The sequence below is a fragment of the Limnothrix sp. FACHB-406 genome (genome assembly GCF_014698235.1).
In the GTDB taxonomy this organism is placed as follows: Bacteria; Cyanobacteriota; Cyanobacteriia; order CACIAM-69d; family CACIAM-69d; genus CACIAM-69d.
This window is the reverse complement of the sequence record NZ_JACJSP010000004.1, coordinates 322,646-336,905: the sequence shown is the minus strand read 5'-3', so window position 1 is coordinate 336,905 and position 14,260 is coordinate 322,646. Positions and strand designations below refer to the sequence as shown.

The 14,260-nt window shown below is 57.6% G+C and carries 12 protein-coding genes and 1 pseudogene; 4 read left to right on the top strand and 9 right to left on the bottom strand.

From position 1 onward, the window contains the following. Positions 1 to 223 precede the first annotated feature (223 nt). The 6 genes from H6G53_RS06665 to H6G53_RS06640 all read right to left on the bottom strand — a co-directional run bounded on the left by H6G53_RS06665 (position 224) and on the right by H6G53_RS06640 (position 6,311). Entirely contained in the window at positions 224 to 1,210 is a 987-nt protein-coding gene (locus H6G53_RS06665) for a pentapeptide repeat-containing protein (protein ID WP_099534486.1), read from the bottom strand. Beyond that, on the bottom strand, positions 1,188 to 1,880 hold the full coding sequence (locus H6G53_RS19195) for a pentapeptide repeat-containing protein (protein WP_347343085.1): 693 nt from the start codon (positions 1,878 to 1,880) through the stop codon (positions 1,188 to 1,190). Before H6G53_RS19195 ends, H6G53_RS06665 begins: the two co-directional genes overlap by 23 nt. Before the next feature lie 172 nt (positions 1,881 to 2,052). Beyond that, the gene (locus H6G53_RS06655; RefSeq protein ID WP_190531591.1) at positions 2,053 to 3,357 is read right to left on the bottom strand and encodes a dihydroorotase; all 1,305 of its coding nucleotides are present in this window, start codon (positions 3,355 to 3,357) and stop codon (positions 2,053 to 2,055) included. Continuing rightward, positions 3,358 to 4,716 carry a histidine phosphatase family protein gene (locus H6G53_RS06650; protein WP_190531589.1) on the bottom strand — a complete coding sequence of 453 codons (1,359 nt, stop codon included), beginning with the start codon at positions 4,714 to 4,716 and terminating at the stop codon, positions 3,358 to 3,360. Positions 4,717 to 5,046: 330 nt separating this feature from the next. Next, positions 5,047 to 5,802: an MORN repeat-containing protein gene (locus H6G53_RS06645; RefSeq protein ID WP_190531587.1), complete on the bottom strand. Its 756-nt coding sequence runs from the start codon at positions 5,800 to 5,802 to the stop codon at positions 5,047 to 5,049. Positions 5,803 to 6,134: 332 nt separating this feature from the next. Next, entirely contained in the window at positions 6,135 to 6,311 is a 177-nt protein-coding gene (locus H6G53_RS06640; protein ID WP_190526109.1) for a hypothetical protein, read from the bottom strand. Positions 6,312 to 6,876: 565 nt separating this feature from the next. Between H6G53_RS06640 and H6G53_RS06635 the strand changes: the two genes are divergently transcribed. From H6G53_RS06635 to H6G53_RS06625, 3 genes are all read left to right on the top strand, one after another. Next, a complete protein-coding gene (locus tag H6G53_RS06635) occupies positions 6,877 to 8,649 on the top strand; it encodes a glycosyltransferase family 2 protein (protein ID WP_190531585.1) in 1,773 nt (590 codons plus the stop codon). A gap of 286 nt (positions 8,650 to 8,935) precedes the next feature. Then, positions 8,936 to 9,280: a YbaB/EbfC family nucleoid-associated protein gene (locus H6G53_RS06630; protein WP_099532961.1), complete on the top strand. Its 345-nt coding sequence runs from the start codon at positions 8,936 to 8,938 to the stop codon at positions 9,278 to 9,280. 157 nt (positions 9,281 to 9,437) lie between these two features. After that, complete coding sequence (locus H6G53_RS06625) at positions 9,438 to 9,935, top strand: low molecular weight protein-tyrosine-phosphatase (RefSeq protein ID WP_190531583.1); 498 nt, start codon at positions 9,438 to 9,440, stop codon at positions 9,933 to 9,935. Between the two features lie 295 nt (positions 9,936 to 10,230). On the opposite strand, the pseudogene H6G53_RS19190 reads toward H6G53_RS06625, so the two are convergent. From H6G53_RS19190 to H6G53_RS06610, 3 genes and pseudogenes are all read right to left on the bottom strand, one after another. Further along, positions 10,231 to 10,617, bottom strand: a pseudogene (locus tag H6G53_RS19190) (YraN family protein); the annotation flags it as partial. A gap of 11 nt (positions 10,618 to 10,628) precedes the next feature. Beyond that, a complete protein-coding gene (locus H6G53_RS06615; protein ID WP_190531580.1) occupies positions 10,629 to 11,384 on the bottom strand; it encodes a hypothetical protein in 756 nt (251 codons plus the stop codon). A gap of 90 nt (positions 11,385 to 11,474) precedes the next feature. Then, positions 11,475 to 13,445 carry a family 10 glycosylhydrolase gene (locus H6G53_RS06610; protein WP_190531578.1) on the bottom strand — a complete coding sequence of 657 codons (1,971 nt, stop codon included), beginning with the start codon at positions 13,443 to 13,445 and terminating at the stop codon, positions 11,475 to 11,477. A gap of 403 nt (positions 13,446 to 13,848) precedes the next feature. On the opposite strand from H6G53_RS06610, the gene H6G53_RS06605 reads away from it, so the two are divergent. After that, entirely contained in the window at positions 13,849 to 14,190 is a 342-nt protein-coding gene (locus H6G53_RS06605; RefSeq protein ID WP_099532966.1) for a carbon dioxide-concentrating mechanism protein CcmK, read from the top strand. Positions 14,191 to 14,260: the final 70 nt, after the last annotated feature.

Here is a 14,260-nt window from a genome sequence, read left to right as displayed (position 1 = left end):
TCGCAATCGTCGTCGCCGTTTTGGCTTGAGGCTTCATCTGCTGGCCGGGTTGCTCAACTACCAGGCAACACATCCAATTTGATTCGTGCAAGAGGTCTATTTTCTAGTGTTCCTACACACCACAATCTCTCTGTTCAATTCGGCGGTGGACTGTGCTCCACGAGCCGGATTTTTTTGTGGCAAATCTTGGTGGCCAATCAACGCGGCACATTAGCGCGGCAAATCAGCGCGGCACTAGGGGCGATCGCTCCGGTACGGAATGCCAAGGGCGCGGGACTCCATACAACGCCACCGTTCCCTGGCCGTTCCAGCGCTCCCCATTCGGCAGGGTAGCCCGCCGAAAATCCGCTTGCTCCAATTGAGCATCGTGCAAAACGGCCCGGGTGAGATTGCTGGCAAACAAAATGGCTTGGGTCAAATCTGCCCGACTCAAATCCGCGTCAATTAGCGCGGCCCGACTTAAATCGGTGCGGATCAGATTGGCTCGGCGGAGGTTAGCCCGACTCAGATCCACCTCTGACAAATCAAAATGGCTCAGATCGGCAGTGGCCAAGTTACTTTGGGGCGCAATTAACCACAGGCCCGCCCCGATCGGGTCAAAGTCCTGGGGCCAGCAGGTAGCCTCATCCATCAATGCCCCGTGAAAACTAGCCCCTTGGAGTTGGGCGTGGCTCAGGTCGGTTCCGCGCAAATCTGCCCGATCGAGATAGGCCTCCTGTAACTGGGCTTGGGCTAAATTCCAACCCCGTAAGTCCGCTTGGCTGAGGTTGCTGGCCGCGGCTTTCAGGTGGGAACCCAGGACGATCGCCCCTTGTTGCAACCAGTCGATCGCCCCTTGGGTGCGGGCATCCACGCGGGCCTGTCGCCAGTCCACCCCATCCACCCAAGTCCACCGCAAATCCGCCCCACAAAGATCTGCCCCGTTTAAGCTGGCTCCTCGCAGATCTGCACCCCGTAAATCAGCTTCGCGCAAATCCGCCCGCCGCAGGTAAGTGCCCCGTAGATCGGCTTCGCGCAAATCCGCCCGCCGCAGGTTCACCCCCGACAGATAGGCCGAAGACCAATTGACCGCCCGAGCCACAACCTCACGAAAGCGGGCCCCGGAAAAATCCGCCCCGCTTAAGCGTAGTTCCGACAAATTGGCTCGATCAAAATTCCACTTGCCCTGGTGATATTGCTCAATCCACTCAGCCGCCTGACTCTGTTTCATGGAGATCACCGATCGCGCCGTTGGCTACCAACTGTTGATAGTCTTCGGCCGTTAGTCCTTCGTTATTGCCCAAGACCGCACCCGTGACGATCGCCCGATGAAAATTCACCCGACTCAAGTTGGCCCCGCTCAGGTTAGCCCCGCTTAGGTTAGCCCCGCTCAGGTTGGCCAGGGCCAAGCTGGCCTTGTGCAGATCTGCTTTGGTTAAATTGACATCGCTCAAGAGGGCCCCGGACAAATCTGCCCCGGCTAAGCGTGCTTCCGCCAAATCGGCCCCGCTCAAGTCCGCATCACAAAGCTGGGAACCCCGTAGGTTCACCCGTTGCAGATTGGCCCCGCTCAGGTCACACCCCTCCAGTCGCACCCCCAGAAGTTGTCTGCCGGTTAAGTCTTGTTGGGGATTCAGTTGGGCCAGGGTCAACAAGTCGAGAAAGCTGGCTTGCGGATTGGCCCAAATGGCCGCGATCGCCCCGGCCCAGGGCCCGTCAATGGCTCCACCCGATCGCGCCAGGAGGCAATCCAACACTGCTCGCTGCTCCGGCGACAGGGGGTGACGCTCCGCCAGGTTCAACGATTGGGTAATTTGTTCGATCGCCGCATCCAAATCCACGCGCGATCGATCCGCACCCGCCTGTTCCGCAGGGGCCCCTGCATCCTGAAAAACCGTCACAATTCAATCTCCTTCAATTGCCGTTTGCACAACGGCTGCTGCACATGATCACTACCCAGTTTTTAGGGTAACCCGAAGGGAACCGGCGGCCGGCTGAATGCAAAGAGAGTTCAACATTCTCACGATCCGCATCACGGCGGCACGAGGGTTCATCAGAAGGTTCATCAACCGTTCAGGTCGGTAACCAGGTTTGCACCACGCGCCCCGTAATTTTGTGGCCCAGCCATGGGCTGTTCTGGGCCAGGGACTGCAATTGGGCCGGCTCCACTGTCCAGGTGGCGGCGGGGTCAAACCGAATCAGGGGCTGGGCCTGACCGGGGCCGATCGCTTGGGGCGTTTGGCCCAACAACTCGGCGGGCCGCTGACTGAGCGATCGCCACAGTTCCAGCGCCGTCAATTCCCCGGTCATCACCAACCCTGACCAGAGCAAGGGCAAGGCCAACTCCAGCCCGATCGCCCCTGGGGGTGCTTCGGCAAAGGCGACGGTTTTTTCTTCGTAGGTGTAGGGAGCATGATCCACGGCGATCGCGTCAATCGCTCCGGTTTTGAGGGCAGCGATCAGGGCTTGGCGATCAGTGGGATTGCCCAAGGGAGCAGGCAGATGCAGGCTGGGATCATAGGGCAAAGGGGGGCGATCGCTACCCGGCAGCGGTCGCCGGCCGTCAATGTGGCTGGTGTCGCAGAGCAATTGCAACCATGACAGGCTGGCCGTGAGGGGCAACCCATCGGTCTTGCCTTGGGCCACGAGGGCCGCGGCGCGATCGGTGGCTAAACGCATCACATGCAGGCGGGCGGGGCGATCGCGTAGCAATTCCAAGAGGGTGGCTAGGGCGCTGCTTTCGGCCGCCGCCGACACCCCCACCAGCCCCAACCGCAACGCCTCAACCCCTTCCAGCACCGGGCCGCGACTGGCCGAGGCCCTTTGACCCATCACCATCAACGGCAACCCCAAGGGCCCTGCATAATCCAGCAAGCGTTCCATTAAGACCCAATCCCGGATCGCTCGCCCGTCGGTGAAGCCCACGATGCCAGCGGTGGCTAACTCTGCCAACTCGCTCATTTGCTCCCCTTGGGTTCCTTGGGTCAAGGCTCCCCAAAGGTGCAGGCGGGGGCTTGGCTCCGGCAAGGCCGCCCAGCGATCGCGCAGGTTTTGCACCATGGCGGGCTGATCGATCACCGGTTGCGTGTTGGGCAACAGGGCGAGAGTGGTGAACCCACCGGCCAGGGCGGCGGCGGCCAAGCTGGCGAGGGTTTCTCGGGACTCATAACCCGGTTCGCCCGATCGGGAATAGCAATCCACCAGGCCCGGAGCCAAAATTTGCCCCGCCGCCTCAATCACTCGGGTTCCCTCCGGCAGGGCTTGGGGATCCGGGTCGATCGCCCTCACTTGCCCCTGATCCAACAGAACCGTGGCCCGACGATCAACCTGGGCCACCGGGTCAATCAGACGAATTTCCCGTAGCAGTTCGATCGCCATCTACAGCGCCCCAGCGGCCGTTTTGTCCAAAATAGTGCCGGATAGGTGATGGGTAATATTCATCGCCTGCAACACCGGCAAACTATCGGGCCCGTCGGGATAGCAAATTGCCGTTACCCCACCGTTCCCTTGCTTAAAGCGCCAAATGCTGTCGGGGCCAAGACCCGTGAGCTGACAGAGCAGGGCTTTATTCACGGCATCATGGGCCACCACCAAACCGGTCAAGGGGCGATCGGCTGGCGTTGCCACTTCACCCGCCTGAGCCAGCACGGCCGCCCAGGCCTGCTCAGCGCGATCGAACACCTGTTGCAAATTCTCACCCTCCGGCATTTGCACCGTTTCCGGGTGCGTTTGCCACTGTTTCAGCAAGCCCGGATATTCCGCCTCAATTTCCGATTCATACTTGCCTTCCCACAGACCGTGGCCAATCTCCTTGAGGGTATCCAGCAAGCCCAATTCCAGCCCCGGGTGATGCGCCAAAATTGCCTCCGCCGTGGCCTTGGGGCGAGCCATGGGGCTGCTGAAGGCAAAGTCGATCGCCACATCCTTCAGGAAATTGCCCGCTTTGGCCGCTTGACCGTGACCCGTTTCATTCAAGGGCACATCAATTTGGCCCTGAAACCGCCCCTGACGGTTCCATTCCGTTTCCCCGTGGCGCACCAACAGCAACTGCGGCCCCCGATCGCCCCCACCGGGCTTGGGCACGGCGGAACCCCCCAAGGCTCCCAAATGCGCCGTCAGGTTCATGGATTCCAGTTGCACCGCATCCCCTAGGCCACCGGCAAAGTTCAGCACGCTGATTCCGCAGTTCGATTGCAGCAGGCAGTGGTAGCGATCAGGGCCAATTCCCAACGCCGTACTCAACAAACAACGGTTAATGCCGTTATGGCCCACCAAAACCACCGTTTGTCCCTGATGGCGGCTCAAAATCTCTTCCCAAAAGGCCTTAGCCTGCTCTCGCAGGGACAGCACCGGGAAATGTGTTCCACTGGCCAGCGCCATGCTGAATTCGTGGGGCTGGTGTTTCCATTGGTCATAGGCTTCAGGAAACTGAGCCTTCACGTCACTCACGGCCATCCCTTCCCAAAGGGGCAAATCCACCTCTCGCAACAGTTCGTTGGTGGTCAGGGGCGGCGCGGGTTGCAATTGCTGACAGATGGTTTCGGCCGTTTGGCGCGCACGCTGCAGGGGGCTGCAATAGAAGGCATCGATCGCCAAACCTTGCAGGGCGATCGCCACCTGGGTAGCCTGGTTACGCCCCAAGTCAGTCAGCACCGACTGATCGCAGCGCCCTTGAATGATCCGGCGGGTGTTGAAGTTACTTTGTCCGTGGCGGATGAGGATAACGCGCGTAGCCAAGGGGCTGTCTCCTAAAGTGGGGGTCAGGGGGGAGCGGGGCAACAGGACTATTGCCGGGCTGAGGGCTTGTCAGAGCGAAGATGCAGCGGTTTGGCGATCGAACAGGGCCTTGCTTCGGGGATTGAAGGCGGGCCCATGGCAGACAACCGGCGCTCAGCCAGGATGCATTCTACCGCTCTGGGGTGAATCAACAGTTCTTCTGATTCGGATCTTCTGATTGAAGATTTCCATGGGAAAACAACCGCCACCCAAGGAAGCGGTTGCAACCAAAGCACACCAGGGGCCGATCGGGCCAGAAACCGCTACACCACCAAGGCGCAACCGATCAGCCTATTGCGCTAACACATCCGGTGCGGTGGTTTCGCCAAAGCCCGATCGCCGTTGGGTGGGTGGGTTAGGGCTGGCGCTGGGCGTGGGTTGTTGGGTGGGTTGCTGGGTGGGTTGGGTCGCCGCTGGCGGATTGGTGGCCTCAGAAGTGGGGGTCGATCGGCTCTGGGGCGTGGGGGTAGGGGTCTGAGCCGGTACGGTGCGCGGAGCAGGGGTCACCGGCTCAGGCGATCGCGGCTCGGTCGCTTGGTTCAAGGCCGTGCGCACGGCTTCGATCGACTGGGACTCCTTGAGTCGGCCCCCTTCCCACAGCCCCGCCAACTGTTGCCCATTGGCATAGCTATAGATGCCGCGACCGTGGAAAGCATTGTTGCGAAATTCCCCTTCGTAGCGATCGCCATTGGCGGTGCGGTAATTGCCGCGGCCGTTGAACTGTCCCGCCATAAAGTCTCCTTCATAGCGATCGCCCGCAGGCGACACATAAAGCCCCCGCCCTTGCAGCTTGCCGTTCACCACCTGGCCTTCATAAACCCCACCCGCCGCATAGGCATAGCGGCCGCGCCCCGTGCGCTGACCCGCCACAAAGTCTCCCTCGTAGCGATCGCCATTGGCCGCCAAGCAGTTACCTGGGCCCGTGAAGATGGCCGCCTTGGCTAATTCTTCACAGGACGCGGTGGCGGAATTGGTGGATAGGCGCACTTCTTCCGATCGCGCCGCTGGACTAATCCCGATCGTGCCAACACAGGCACTCAGAACCATCGGAAGCACAACACCCCGACCCCATGGCCAAGGCAAACAAGTTGAGTTGGATCGCATAAGGTTTAGATGAGTAGCTATTGCAATCGTTCTGAGCAACCGCCCATCGGCGGCATGGCGAGCGGCGTGGCTAAATCTTTTGTAACTGGCTGATCGCGATCATGACGAATTTTCTATTAAATCGTTATTTTAATCGGGCTTGTCTATTTTGTCTGCATTCAAGCAATCACTTGAATTGATCTGATTGTGAGAATTGATTTGTTTTAGAGCATTTTTACCCTAATTTTCACTCCGATTTTTGAACCATCCAAGCTTCAGTAACATCGTTGGGATCGTTACAAAAACCAGTAGGACATCTTGAGGCTGGACTCAAAATCATCTGCATCGGTTTTGTCTTGGCTCAGAGGCAATGGTTGGGAGGCAATGCTCGGAATCGCGATCGGACGCTGACCTTTCCGACCTTCAATTTTGGAAATGATGATGAAGCGATTACAAACTCCCAAAGCAGTCAATCCTTAAGTCGTTCAAGGCCAATTGCAGATCAAGAACAGATCAAAAAACAAAATCGACAGAAAATCAGTCGAAAAACCCTTCAAAATCGATCTAAGACTCCCATCAGGGACGAGGGAGATTGGCTTGAAACCTTGATTAGTTCCCTCAGCTTTGCTCATAGACATAGAGCATAACCGATGGAATAGCTGATGGATTAGCTGGGAGAATGGGCGGGAATAATGACTAGGGACAGGGTTGTGGCGATGCATTAGCGCAGATCCCGCTTGTTGGGGGCATCGTTAGCTTGGGGGGCATCGTTAGCTTGGGGGGCAATGGCTGCGGATGGCTTCCCTCCCGCGATCACCCTTGGGGTCTGAAATGCTGAAAATGCCGCCCAATTAGTCCCGAGCAGGGTACATCAGCATCGATCGAAGTAAGCAGTATGTGCGCTGGCTGATTGACCACCCCAGGGTCTGGCCCTGGCCGGGTCGGGTGATCATCCCCAGTTTGCAACACTTGAGGCGATTTCCTTGGGATCTGCGCCGTGGCTCATCCTTGCAGCCTGGGTCTGCCCACAGCCGTGCTATGCAATTCAGTATCGTCATCGCTACCTATAACCGCCGTCGGCTGCTCGATCGGGCGATCGCCTCTGCCTTGGGGCAAAGCTATCCCTGTGAAGTCGTGGTGGTGGACGACTGTTCCCGGGACGATACCCCCGAATGGGTGGCTCAGTTGCAACTCAGCCTCCCGATCGAGCGACGCGCCCAATTGGTCTATTGGCGCAACAGCATCAATCAGGGCCATTCAGCCAGCGTGAACCGAGGTGTGGAGCTGGCCAAGGGCGACTGGGTGAAGTTGCTGGATGATGATGATTATCTTGATCCCAATTGCATTGCTGAGTTTGTGCGGGCAATTCGCATTCACGATCAACGCTGTGGCAAAGGTTTACGTCCACCCGCGGCCCTGTGCTCCTGCCAGGCCTTGCAGGTGGACTTACAGGGCAATGAAATGGGGCACACCCCTCGCACGGGGCCAGGTTTAGCCTATTTCATTCCCCAAGAGGATATTCACTACGGCATGTTGGTGGAGATGGTGCCGTTTGGTACGCCGGTGCAAGTGGCCTTTCGTCGATCGGCCTTTCTGCAAGCCCGGGGCTGGGACTCTCAGTTTGATACCAATTTTGATGATATTGATGCTTGGATTCGCATTGCTGAATATGGCGATGCCATTTTTTTAAATCAGTGCTTGGCCTATCGCACCGTCTGGGACGGAGCCTATAACCGGCAATTTTCGTTCGATCGCCGGTTTGACACCAATTGGTCCATTAAACAAAAAATTCACGGGCTGGTAAACGAACGGTTTCAGCAACAATTACCCGAAAGCCAGGCGGTTCAGTCCTATCTGCGCCTGCATTGGGGATTGGTTGCCCTTAAGCATTACCAATGGTTCAAGGCTTTCTCGATCGCCGCTCCCAGTTTGCTATCGGCTCGGGGATGGGGCCTGATGTTGCGGACTCGGCTGAATCGTATTTTCCACGCCCTTACCTGGACCTATCGAGACACCCAACGCTATCTGAAGCGCCGCCTTCAGGCCTGGATTCGGGCCCAGTCGCCCCAATCGCTGCTGCGGGGTGGGTGGTTCAAACTGCGCTGGCAACAAATGCGTTTTCGGTTGCAGTTGGCGCGGCAACTGTGGCAGCAGGGGTTCCCCCTGGCGGCTTTGTTTGTGGTGAAAACGGTGGTGATGCGTTGGGCGATCGCCCTGTGGCTCGATCCTTTGGTGCGCTGGGCCCAACGATCGCCCCGGCGACGGGCTTGGCTGCTGCGCCGTGCGGCCCGACTGTGGCGTTGGCTCGATCGGGACTTAAATTTTCTGAACCATTTAGATCATGCCCAGCGCCGAAACAGTCCCCGTCACTTCAGTGCGCCCCGTCATCCCAATCACCCTCGCCCCCTCAGCGATCGGATCAGGAATCGTCTTGATCACCTGAATCGCCTGAATCGCCTGAATCGCTTAAGTCGCCTGAGCTATTTGCCAACCAGCAATCCTTTGCTCGCGCTGCCCGCTGCCCCAATCTCCAGCCCACCACAACCGCAACCGCAACCGCCCAAACCACCCATGACCCCAAGGTTGCGCCAATGGATCGATCGACTGCGGTTCGTGCAAGCTCGCCAATTGTGGCATCAGGGGCGTTGGCTGAAATCTTTGGCGCTGTCGATGCCGCTGCTGTTTTCCCCTGCCATTTGGGGGCTGATGTGGCAGCGGGGCGGGCGGGCAATGCGCCGGCCGAAGGTTCGGCGGTTTGTGCTGCTGGATTTGCCAGCAACTCCGGGCGATCGGCCTCATCCTCACCCCTGAATCAGGATGCGATCGGGGTGACAGCAAGGGCGAACTGGAGTGAAACCAGAATGAACCCAGAACAAAGCCAGGATGAAACCAGGATGCGATCAAGATGAATCGCTCCGCAATGGGAGTGGATTCTTGGGTTACCAACCGCTTAGGGGCGCGGCTGTGTTGATCGCTGCCAGTGATAGCATGAGCAGGGGCCAGGGCCGGAGAACGATCGAGTGCGATCGCCCGTCCAACCCAATGTTTCTGAACCTATCGTGATTTTGACTGCGCGCAGACCGCGCGACTAACACCTATGTCGCAAAACAAAGGATTTGGCTTCGGCTTGGGCAAAATGAAGGAAATTGCCCAAGCGATCCAAAAAGCCCAGCAAGTGCAAGAAGATGCTAAAAAGCTGCAAGAAGAGCTGGAAAAAACCGAAATTGAAGGTCAAGCGGGCAACGGCTTGGTGAAGGTGGTGATGAGCGGCAACCAAGAACCCCTCCGCGTAGAAATTTCCGCAGAAGCCTTGGGCGAAGGGGCTGAAGTTTTGTCGGATCTGGTTTTTGCGGCCATGAAAAACGCCTACACCGCTTCCACAGAAACCATGCGGCAACGAATGGAAGCCCTGACCGCTAATCTTCAGCTACCGGGCATGTAGTCCCTACAGATCTGCGATCAATTCCTCAGCCCCTGAGCCTGCTGTTCCGACATCGCAGAAGGCTAGGGGCTTCGGCCCCTGGCCTGCGGTGAGTGAGACACATCGAATTCAGTTGCCTTCTTTGGCACTTTGCTAGACTCTGCGAAATCTGTGCCCTATGCCTGTCAAACTGCTATTTGTCTGTTTGGGCAATATTTGCCGATCGCCCGCTGCCGAAAATTTGATGAATCATCTCATTGCACAGCGCGGCTTGCAGGGGCAAATTGAGTGTGATTCGGCGGGCACAGGAGCCTATCACGTGGGCGAGCCACCCGATCGGCGCATGAGCGCGGCGGCGGCGAATCACCCAGGCATTAAACTGCAAGGGCGGGCGCGACAATTTTCTTCCGTTGATTTTGCGGATTTTGACCTCATTTTGGCGATGGATCGGGATAACTATTGGGGCATTTTGGCGCGCGATCCCGATCGCAAATATCGCGACAAGGTGAAAATGATGTGCGATTTTTGTCGCCACCATGACCTCAAGGAAGTGCCTGATCCTTACTATGGCGGCCCCGAAGGATTTCAGCAGGTTATTGATCTGTTGCTTGATGCCTGTGAAGGACTGTTGGAAACCCTAATTCAGGAAGGCAAGGTTACACCTCCTGAGGATTAGGAAACTGCCGGGTTAACCACAGGATTAAACAACTGTTCACCAACTTCAGAATTAGACCATTCAGCATTCAACCATTTAGCATTTAGCCATCAAACTCGATCGCCCCAGGCCAATAGTCCCATAACACCAGGGCTTGGCCCTGAAACTGCGTGGGTTCCCCGAGGGTAATGAATTCGTTGGGTAATTCATGGGGTAATTCATGGGGTAACCCGCTGGTTGATTGACGCATCAACTCATGGGGTAACTTAAGGTTCAATTGAGGGTTCGATCGCTCGGTTAATCCTGTGATTGGCCGAATCACTGATCCCTCAACCCCAGCTACTGTTCCCCGAGGCGATCGCCCCACCAACGCCACATCAAACCGCCGAGCTAAATGGGCCCACTGGGGATGTTGAATGAAAAACAACTCCGCCGCTCGCAAGAGTTTCAGTTGCTTGGCGGGGGTGATGGCCAACGCGCCGTTGCGATCCCAATTTCCAGGACTGCGGGTTTTCACCTCCACAAAGGCCAATTCCTGACCCGATCTCGCCACCAAGTCCAACTCACCGGCCCGACAGCGCCATCGCCGCGCCTCGATCGTCCAGCCCTCTTGCATCAACCAAGCGGCCACAAATGCTTCACCCAATTCGCCTAATTGGGCCGCAGTTGATCGGCGATTGGAACCTTTGGAATGGGGGGTCATAGGCTGATGTCCTAGCGGCCCTCGCCCGTATCGAGCATTACGCCCAGAGCCAAGGCAATCCGGCGATCGAGATAGCGATTGAGATCCGCACTCATATCCAAAACGTAGCGATCGAGTAGGGTAAATTTGCGGTTAAATTCCCCAATTTGGCGATCGCTATTCCCCTCCAAAATGATGAAATTCGTTCGCAAAACCCACATCAGCGGTTCTAAAAAGCGCCGTAATAATGACAGCACAATCGAATCCTCTTTGGCGACACAAAGCAGTGAGCCATCGGGGCGATAGCAGTGCCACCGTTTGCGCAATATATCGTAGAGATAGTTCTTGCGAAATCGAGCTAAGTCCCCTTTCAAATCGCGTACAGTGAAAGTGGCCGTGAACCATTCAAATTTTTTCTCTTGAATGATTTTAATCAGTGGTTCCTGTTTACTGGCATCTCGATAGATGGTGATATGGCGCTTGGGTGAAATCAGCACAATCACCGTCAGAACTGCGATGCAAATAATGATTGTTCCCACCAAAAACACTGGCAATTGCAGGTTTTCTGGCATCACCGACATCAGAAGAGCCAGCAGCACGATCATGACGATGGTGGCAATTAAACCGGCCAAAACTGCCAGCAAGCTACGCGCCCAATGGGTTGGCCGTTCAATGAACAGGATTGGGTCTCCGTGATCATCACAAACGTCATATTTTTCCGAGAGGGTCATCAACTTTTGTCGCAATAAGAATCGATCGCGGTTAAAGACTGCATCGACCTGAAACATGCTCAATTCTCCACAACATCACCCGATCGCCCCGTGGCGGCGGCCCCGGTTAGTCCAGGTTTTTGGGCCAACGTTAACCGACAACCTGCCTCATCGCAGGGTCACCACCACCCCTTGGCTTTCACGGGCCGATCGATCCACGGCGCAGAGGGCATAGGTTCCGGCCCCCAAGGCGAGCGATCGCGCTCCGGCCGCCAACAGGCGATCGAGCGTCCAACTGTTGCCCTGTTGTCGATAAAGGGCCCAACCACGCAACCCTTCGCCACCCGCAGCCCAAGTGAGTTCTCCACCATTGACCCTCACCCCCGTGGGCGGACTCGGCGGGTTGCCGGTGGCCCTCAAAATCGGCGGCAAGGCTGGTTGGGCATAGAGTTCCTGGCGCAGTTGGTCAGCAAATCCCTGGCGGTTTTCCGCGATCGGCTCAATGTTATAGAACGCATTTCCCAAGGCCCGCTGGGCCGCCAGTTCCCGCGTGAGGGTAATTTGCTGCTCAAATTCGGCCACTGACCAAGCGCTGCTGCTGCCCAATTTGTCCAAGTTATTGCCGGGGTAAACATGGGCCCCGTTGGCAATTTGCACCCACCAGTTCAGCAGGGTGCGGTAACTTTGGGCCGTTTGATCAATCCGCCAATAGAGTTGAGGCGCAACGTAATCTAACCAGCCGGCCTTGAGCCACCATTTGGGATCGGCAAACAGGCGATCGTACTGATCCAGTCCCACAATGCCCGCCGGTTCTCCGGGGCGATAGATGCCAAAGGGGCTGATGCCGAATTTGACCCAGGGTTTGACCGATCGAATCTGTTCCGACAACCGCTTCACCAGCTTGTTTACGTTGTCGCGCCGCCAATCGGCCAAGGTTTTGCCACCCCCCCAAGACCAGTAGGTTTGGCGATCAGGAAACTCTTGCCCCTCCACGGGATAGGGATAGAAATAGTCATCTAGGTGAATGCCGTCGATGTCGTAGCGCCGCACCACATCCAACACCACGTCTACGGCTCGGTTTTGCACCTCGGGCAGGCCCGGATCCATCCAGCGCTGCGTGCCGTAGGTGTAAACGGCGTTGGGGTAAACAGCTTCCACGTGGTTCCCGGTGCCGATCGGGGCGTTGAGGGAGGTGCGGGCCCGGTAGGGATTGAACCAAGCGTGGAGTTCCAGGTTGCGTTGGCGGCATTGCTCGATCGCGAAGGCCAGCGGGTCATAGTAAGGATTGGGTGCGCGGCCCTGGGTTCCTGTTAACCACCGGCTCCAAGGCTCAATGCTGGAGTCGTAAAGCGCGTCTCCTTCCGGGCGAATTTGCAGGAAGATGGCATTTAAACGGGCCGCCGCCGCTCGATCGAGCAGGGTCACCAATTCCGCCTGCTGTTGGGCGCTGGACAGGCCCGCCTTGGACGGCCAATTCACATTCCACACACTGGCAATCCAAGCGGCTCGCAATTCCCGTCGATGGGACAGATTCACCAACTGGGGCGGCGGCTCTCCGGGTTCCACCAAGTAGGGCGAGTCGATCGTGGGGAAATTGCGATCGGCCACCAGGGCTTGATAGAGCATGGTGGCCACTTCTGCCCGGCTGCTGGCTTGGCTGGGGCGCAGTTGCCGCAAGTTGGGAAAATTCGCCACCAAGCGACGGTGCAAGGCTCGCTGCACCGGCTGTCGGGCATAGATTGCGATCGCTCCGGCATCATCAAAAAAACGGCTCAGATCCAAGGTTTCGCCGCCGGTTAAGCCCAACCCATTCACCAAGGCCACCAACACATCGGCCCGCACGATCGTGGCATCGGGGCGAAAGGAACCGTCCGGGTAGCCACTGAGCAAACCCCGTTCCCAAGCCTGCTGAATTGCAGCTCGGGCCCAATGGTTAGCGGCCACATCCCGAAAGCTGCGGGGCGATCGCACGGAGGGCCGATCGACCGATCGCACCAGCAAGGCCGCGAATTGGGCCCGAGTTAAGGGGCGATCCGGTTGGAAGGATCCATCGGGAAATCCACTAATCAACCCTCGATCGGCCAGGGCCGCGATGAAGGCTTGGGCCCAGTGGTTGGTGATGTCTGCAAACGTCGCCATTCTCCTCCAATCCCTTGCTGCGCTGCGATCGCTTCTCGCACCCTAGCATGGCCTTGAACTTTCGCCCCATGGCCCGATCCCCTTTTGGGCCCCGGCCAAGGGGGCGCTGATTAGGATCAAAAATCACTGCGATTGCAAGATTCAATCGGGCGATCGCCCCCAGATTCCCAAAGAAGTCCAAACACCCAGCGCCGCGATCGCCAATCGCCCGTACAATGTTGCGTGGACGCTCAACCCCGCGTCACAACTCCGGGCGCTGTTTGTGTTCGGCAATTCGCGCTGGGCAATTGAATTTGCGCTGGGCAATTGGTTGTGACCGCTGCCAGTTGAAGTGGTTCCATAGCTTGCAACTCTTGCAACCCATTGTTTTCATTTAGCTAGGCTTTTCACAGGAGAGCGCCCCATGGCCCAAGCGGTAGGCTCGATCGAAACCAAAGGCTTCCCCGCCGTCTTGGCCGCAGCCGATGCAATGGTTAAGGCCGGGCGCGTCACCCTCGTTGGCTACATCCGCGTGGGCAGCGCTCGCTTCACCGTTAATGTGCGCGGCGAAGTGGCTGAAGTTAAACAATCTGTTGAAGCGGGCATCGCGGCGGCCGAAAACGTCTTCGGCGGCGTGGTGGAATCGTGGGTGATCATCCCGCGTCCCCACGAGAATGTGGTGGCGGTGCTGCCCATTGAATACAACGACAAGGTGGAACAGTATCGCGTGGCGGTGGAAGGCCCGCGCCTGCTCACTTCGCGCTAGGGCTGATTGCTAAAGACCCCATTGCCCCATTGGTCACTGGCCGCCCGAGCAGGGCGGCTTTTGTTTAGGC

Bases quoted from the DNA above. Each gene is read 5' to 3' on its own strand.
- H6G53_RS06610 (WP_190531578.1), bottom strand. From the start codon at position 13,445: ATGGCGACGTTTGCAGACATCACCAACCACTGGGCCCAAGCCTTCATC.
- H6G53_RS06605 (WP_099532966.1), top strand. From the start codon at position 13,849: ATGGCCCAAGCGGTAGGCTCGATCGAAACCAAAGGCTTCCCCGCCGTC.
- H6G53_RS06630 (WP_099532961.1), top strand. From the start codon at position 8,936: ATGTCGCAAAACAAAGGATTTGGCTTCGGCTTGGGCAAAATGAAGGAA.
- H6G53_RS06625 (WP_190531583.1), top strand. From the start codon at position 9,438: ATGCCTGTCAAACTGCTATTTGTCTGTTTGGGCAATATTTGCCGATCG.
- H6G53_RS06635 (WP_190531585.1), top strand. From the start codon at position 6,877: ATGCAATTCAGTATCGTCATCGCTACCTATAACCGCCGTCGGCTGCTC.
- H6G53_RS06655 (WP_190531591.1), bottom strand. From the start codon at position 3,357: ATGGCGATCGAACTGCTACGGGAAATTCGTCTGATTGACCCGGTGGCC.
- H6G53_RS06645 (WP_190531587.1), bottom strand. From the start codon at position 5,802: ATGGTTCTGAGTGCCTGTGTTGGCACGATCGGGATTAGTCCAGCGGCG.
- H6G53_RS06615 (WP_190531580.1), bottom strand. From the start codon at position 11,384: ATGTTTCAGGTCGATGCAGTCTTTAACCGCGATCGATTCTTATTGCGA.
- H6G53_RS06665 (WP_099534486.1), bottom strand. From the start codon at position 1,210: ATGAAACAGAGTCAGGCGGCTGAGTGGATTGAGCAATATCACCAGGGC.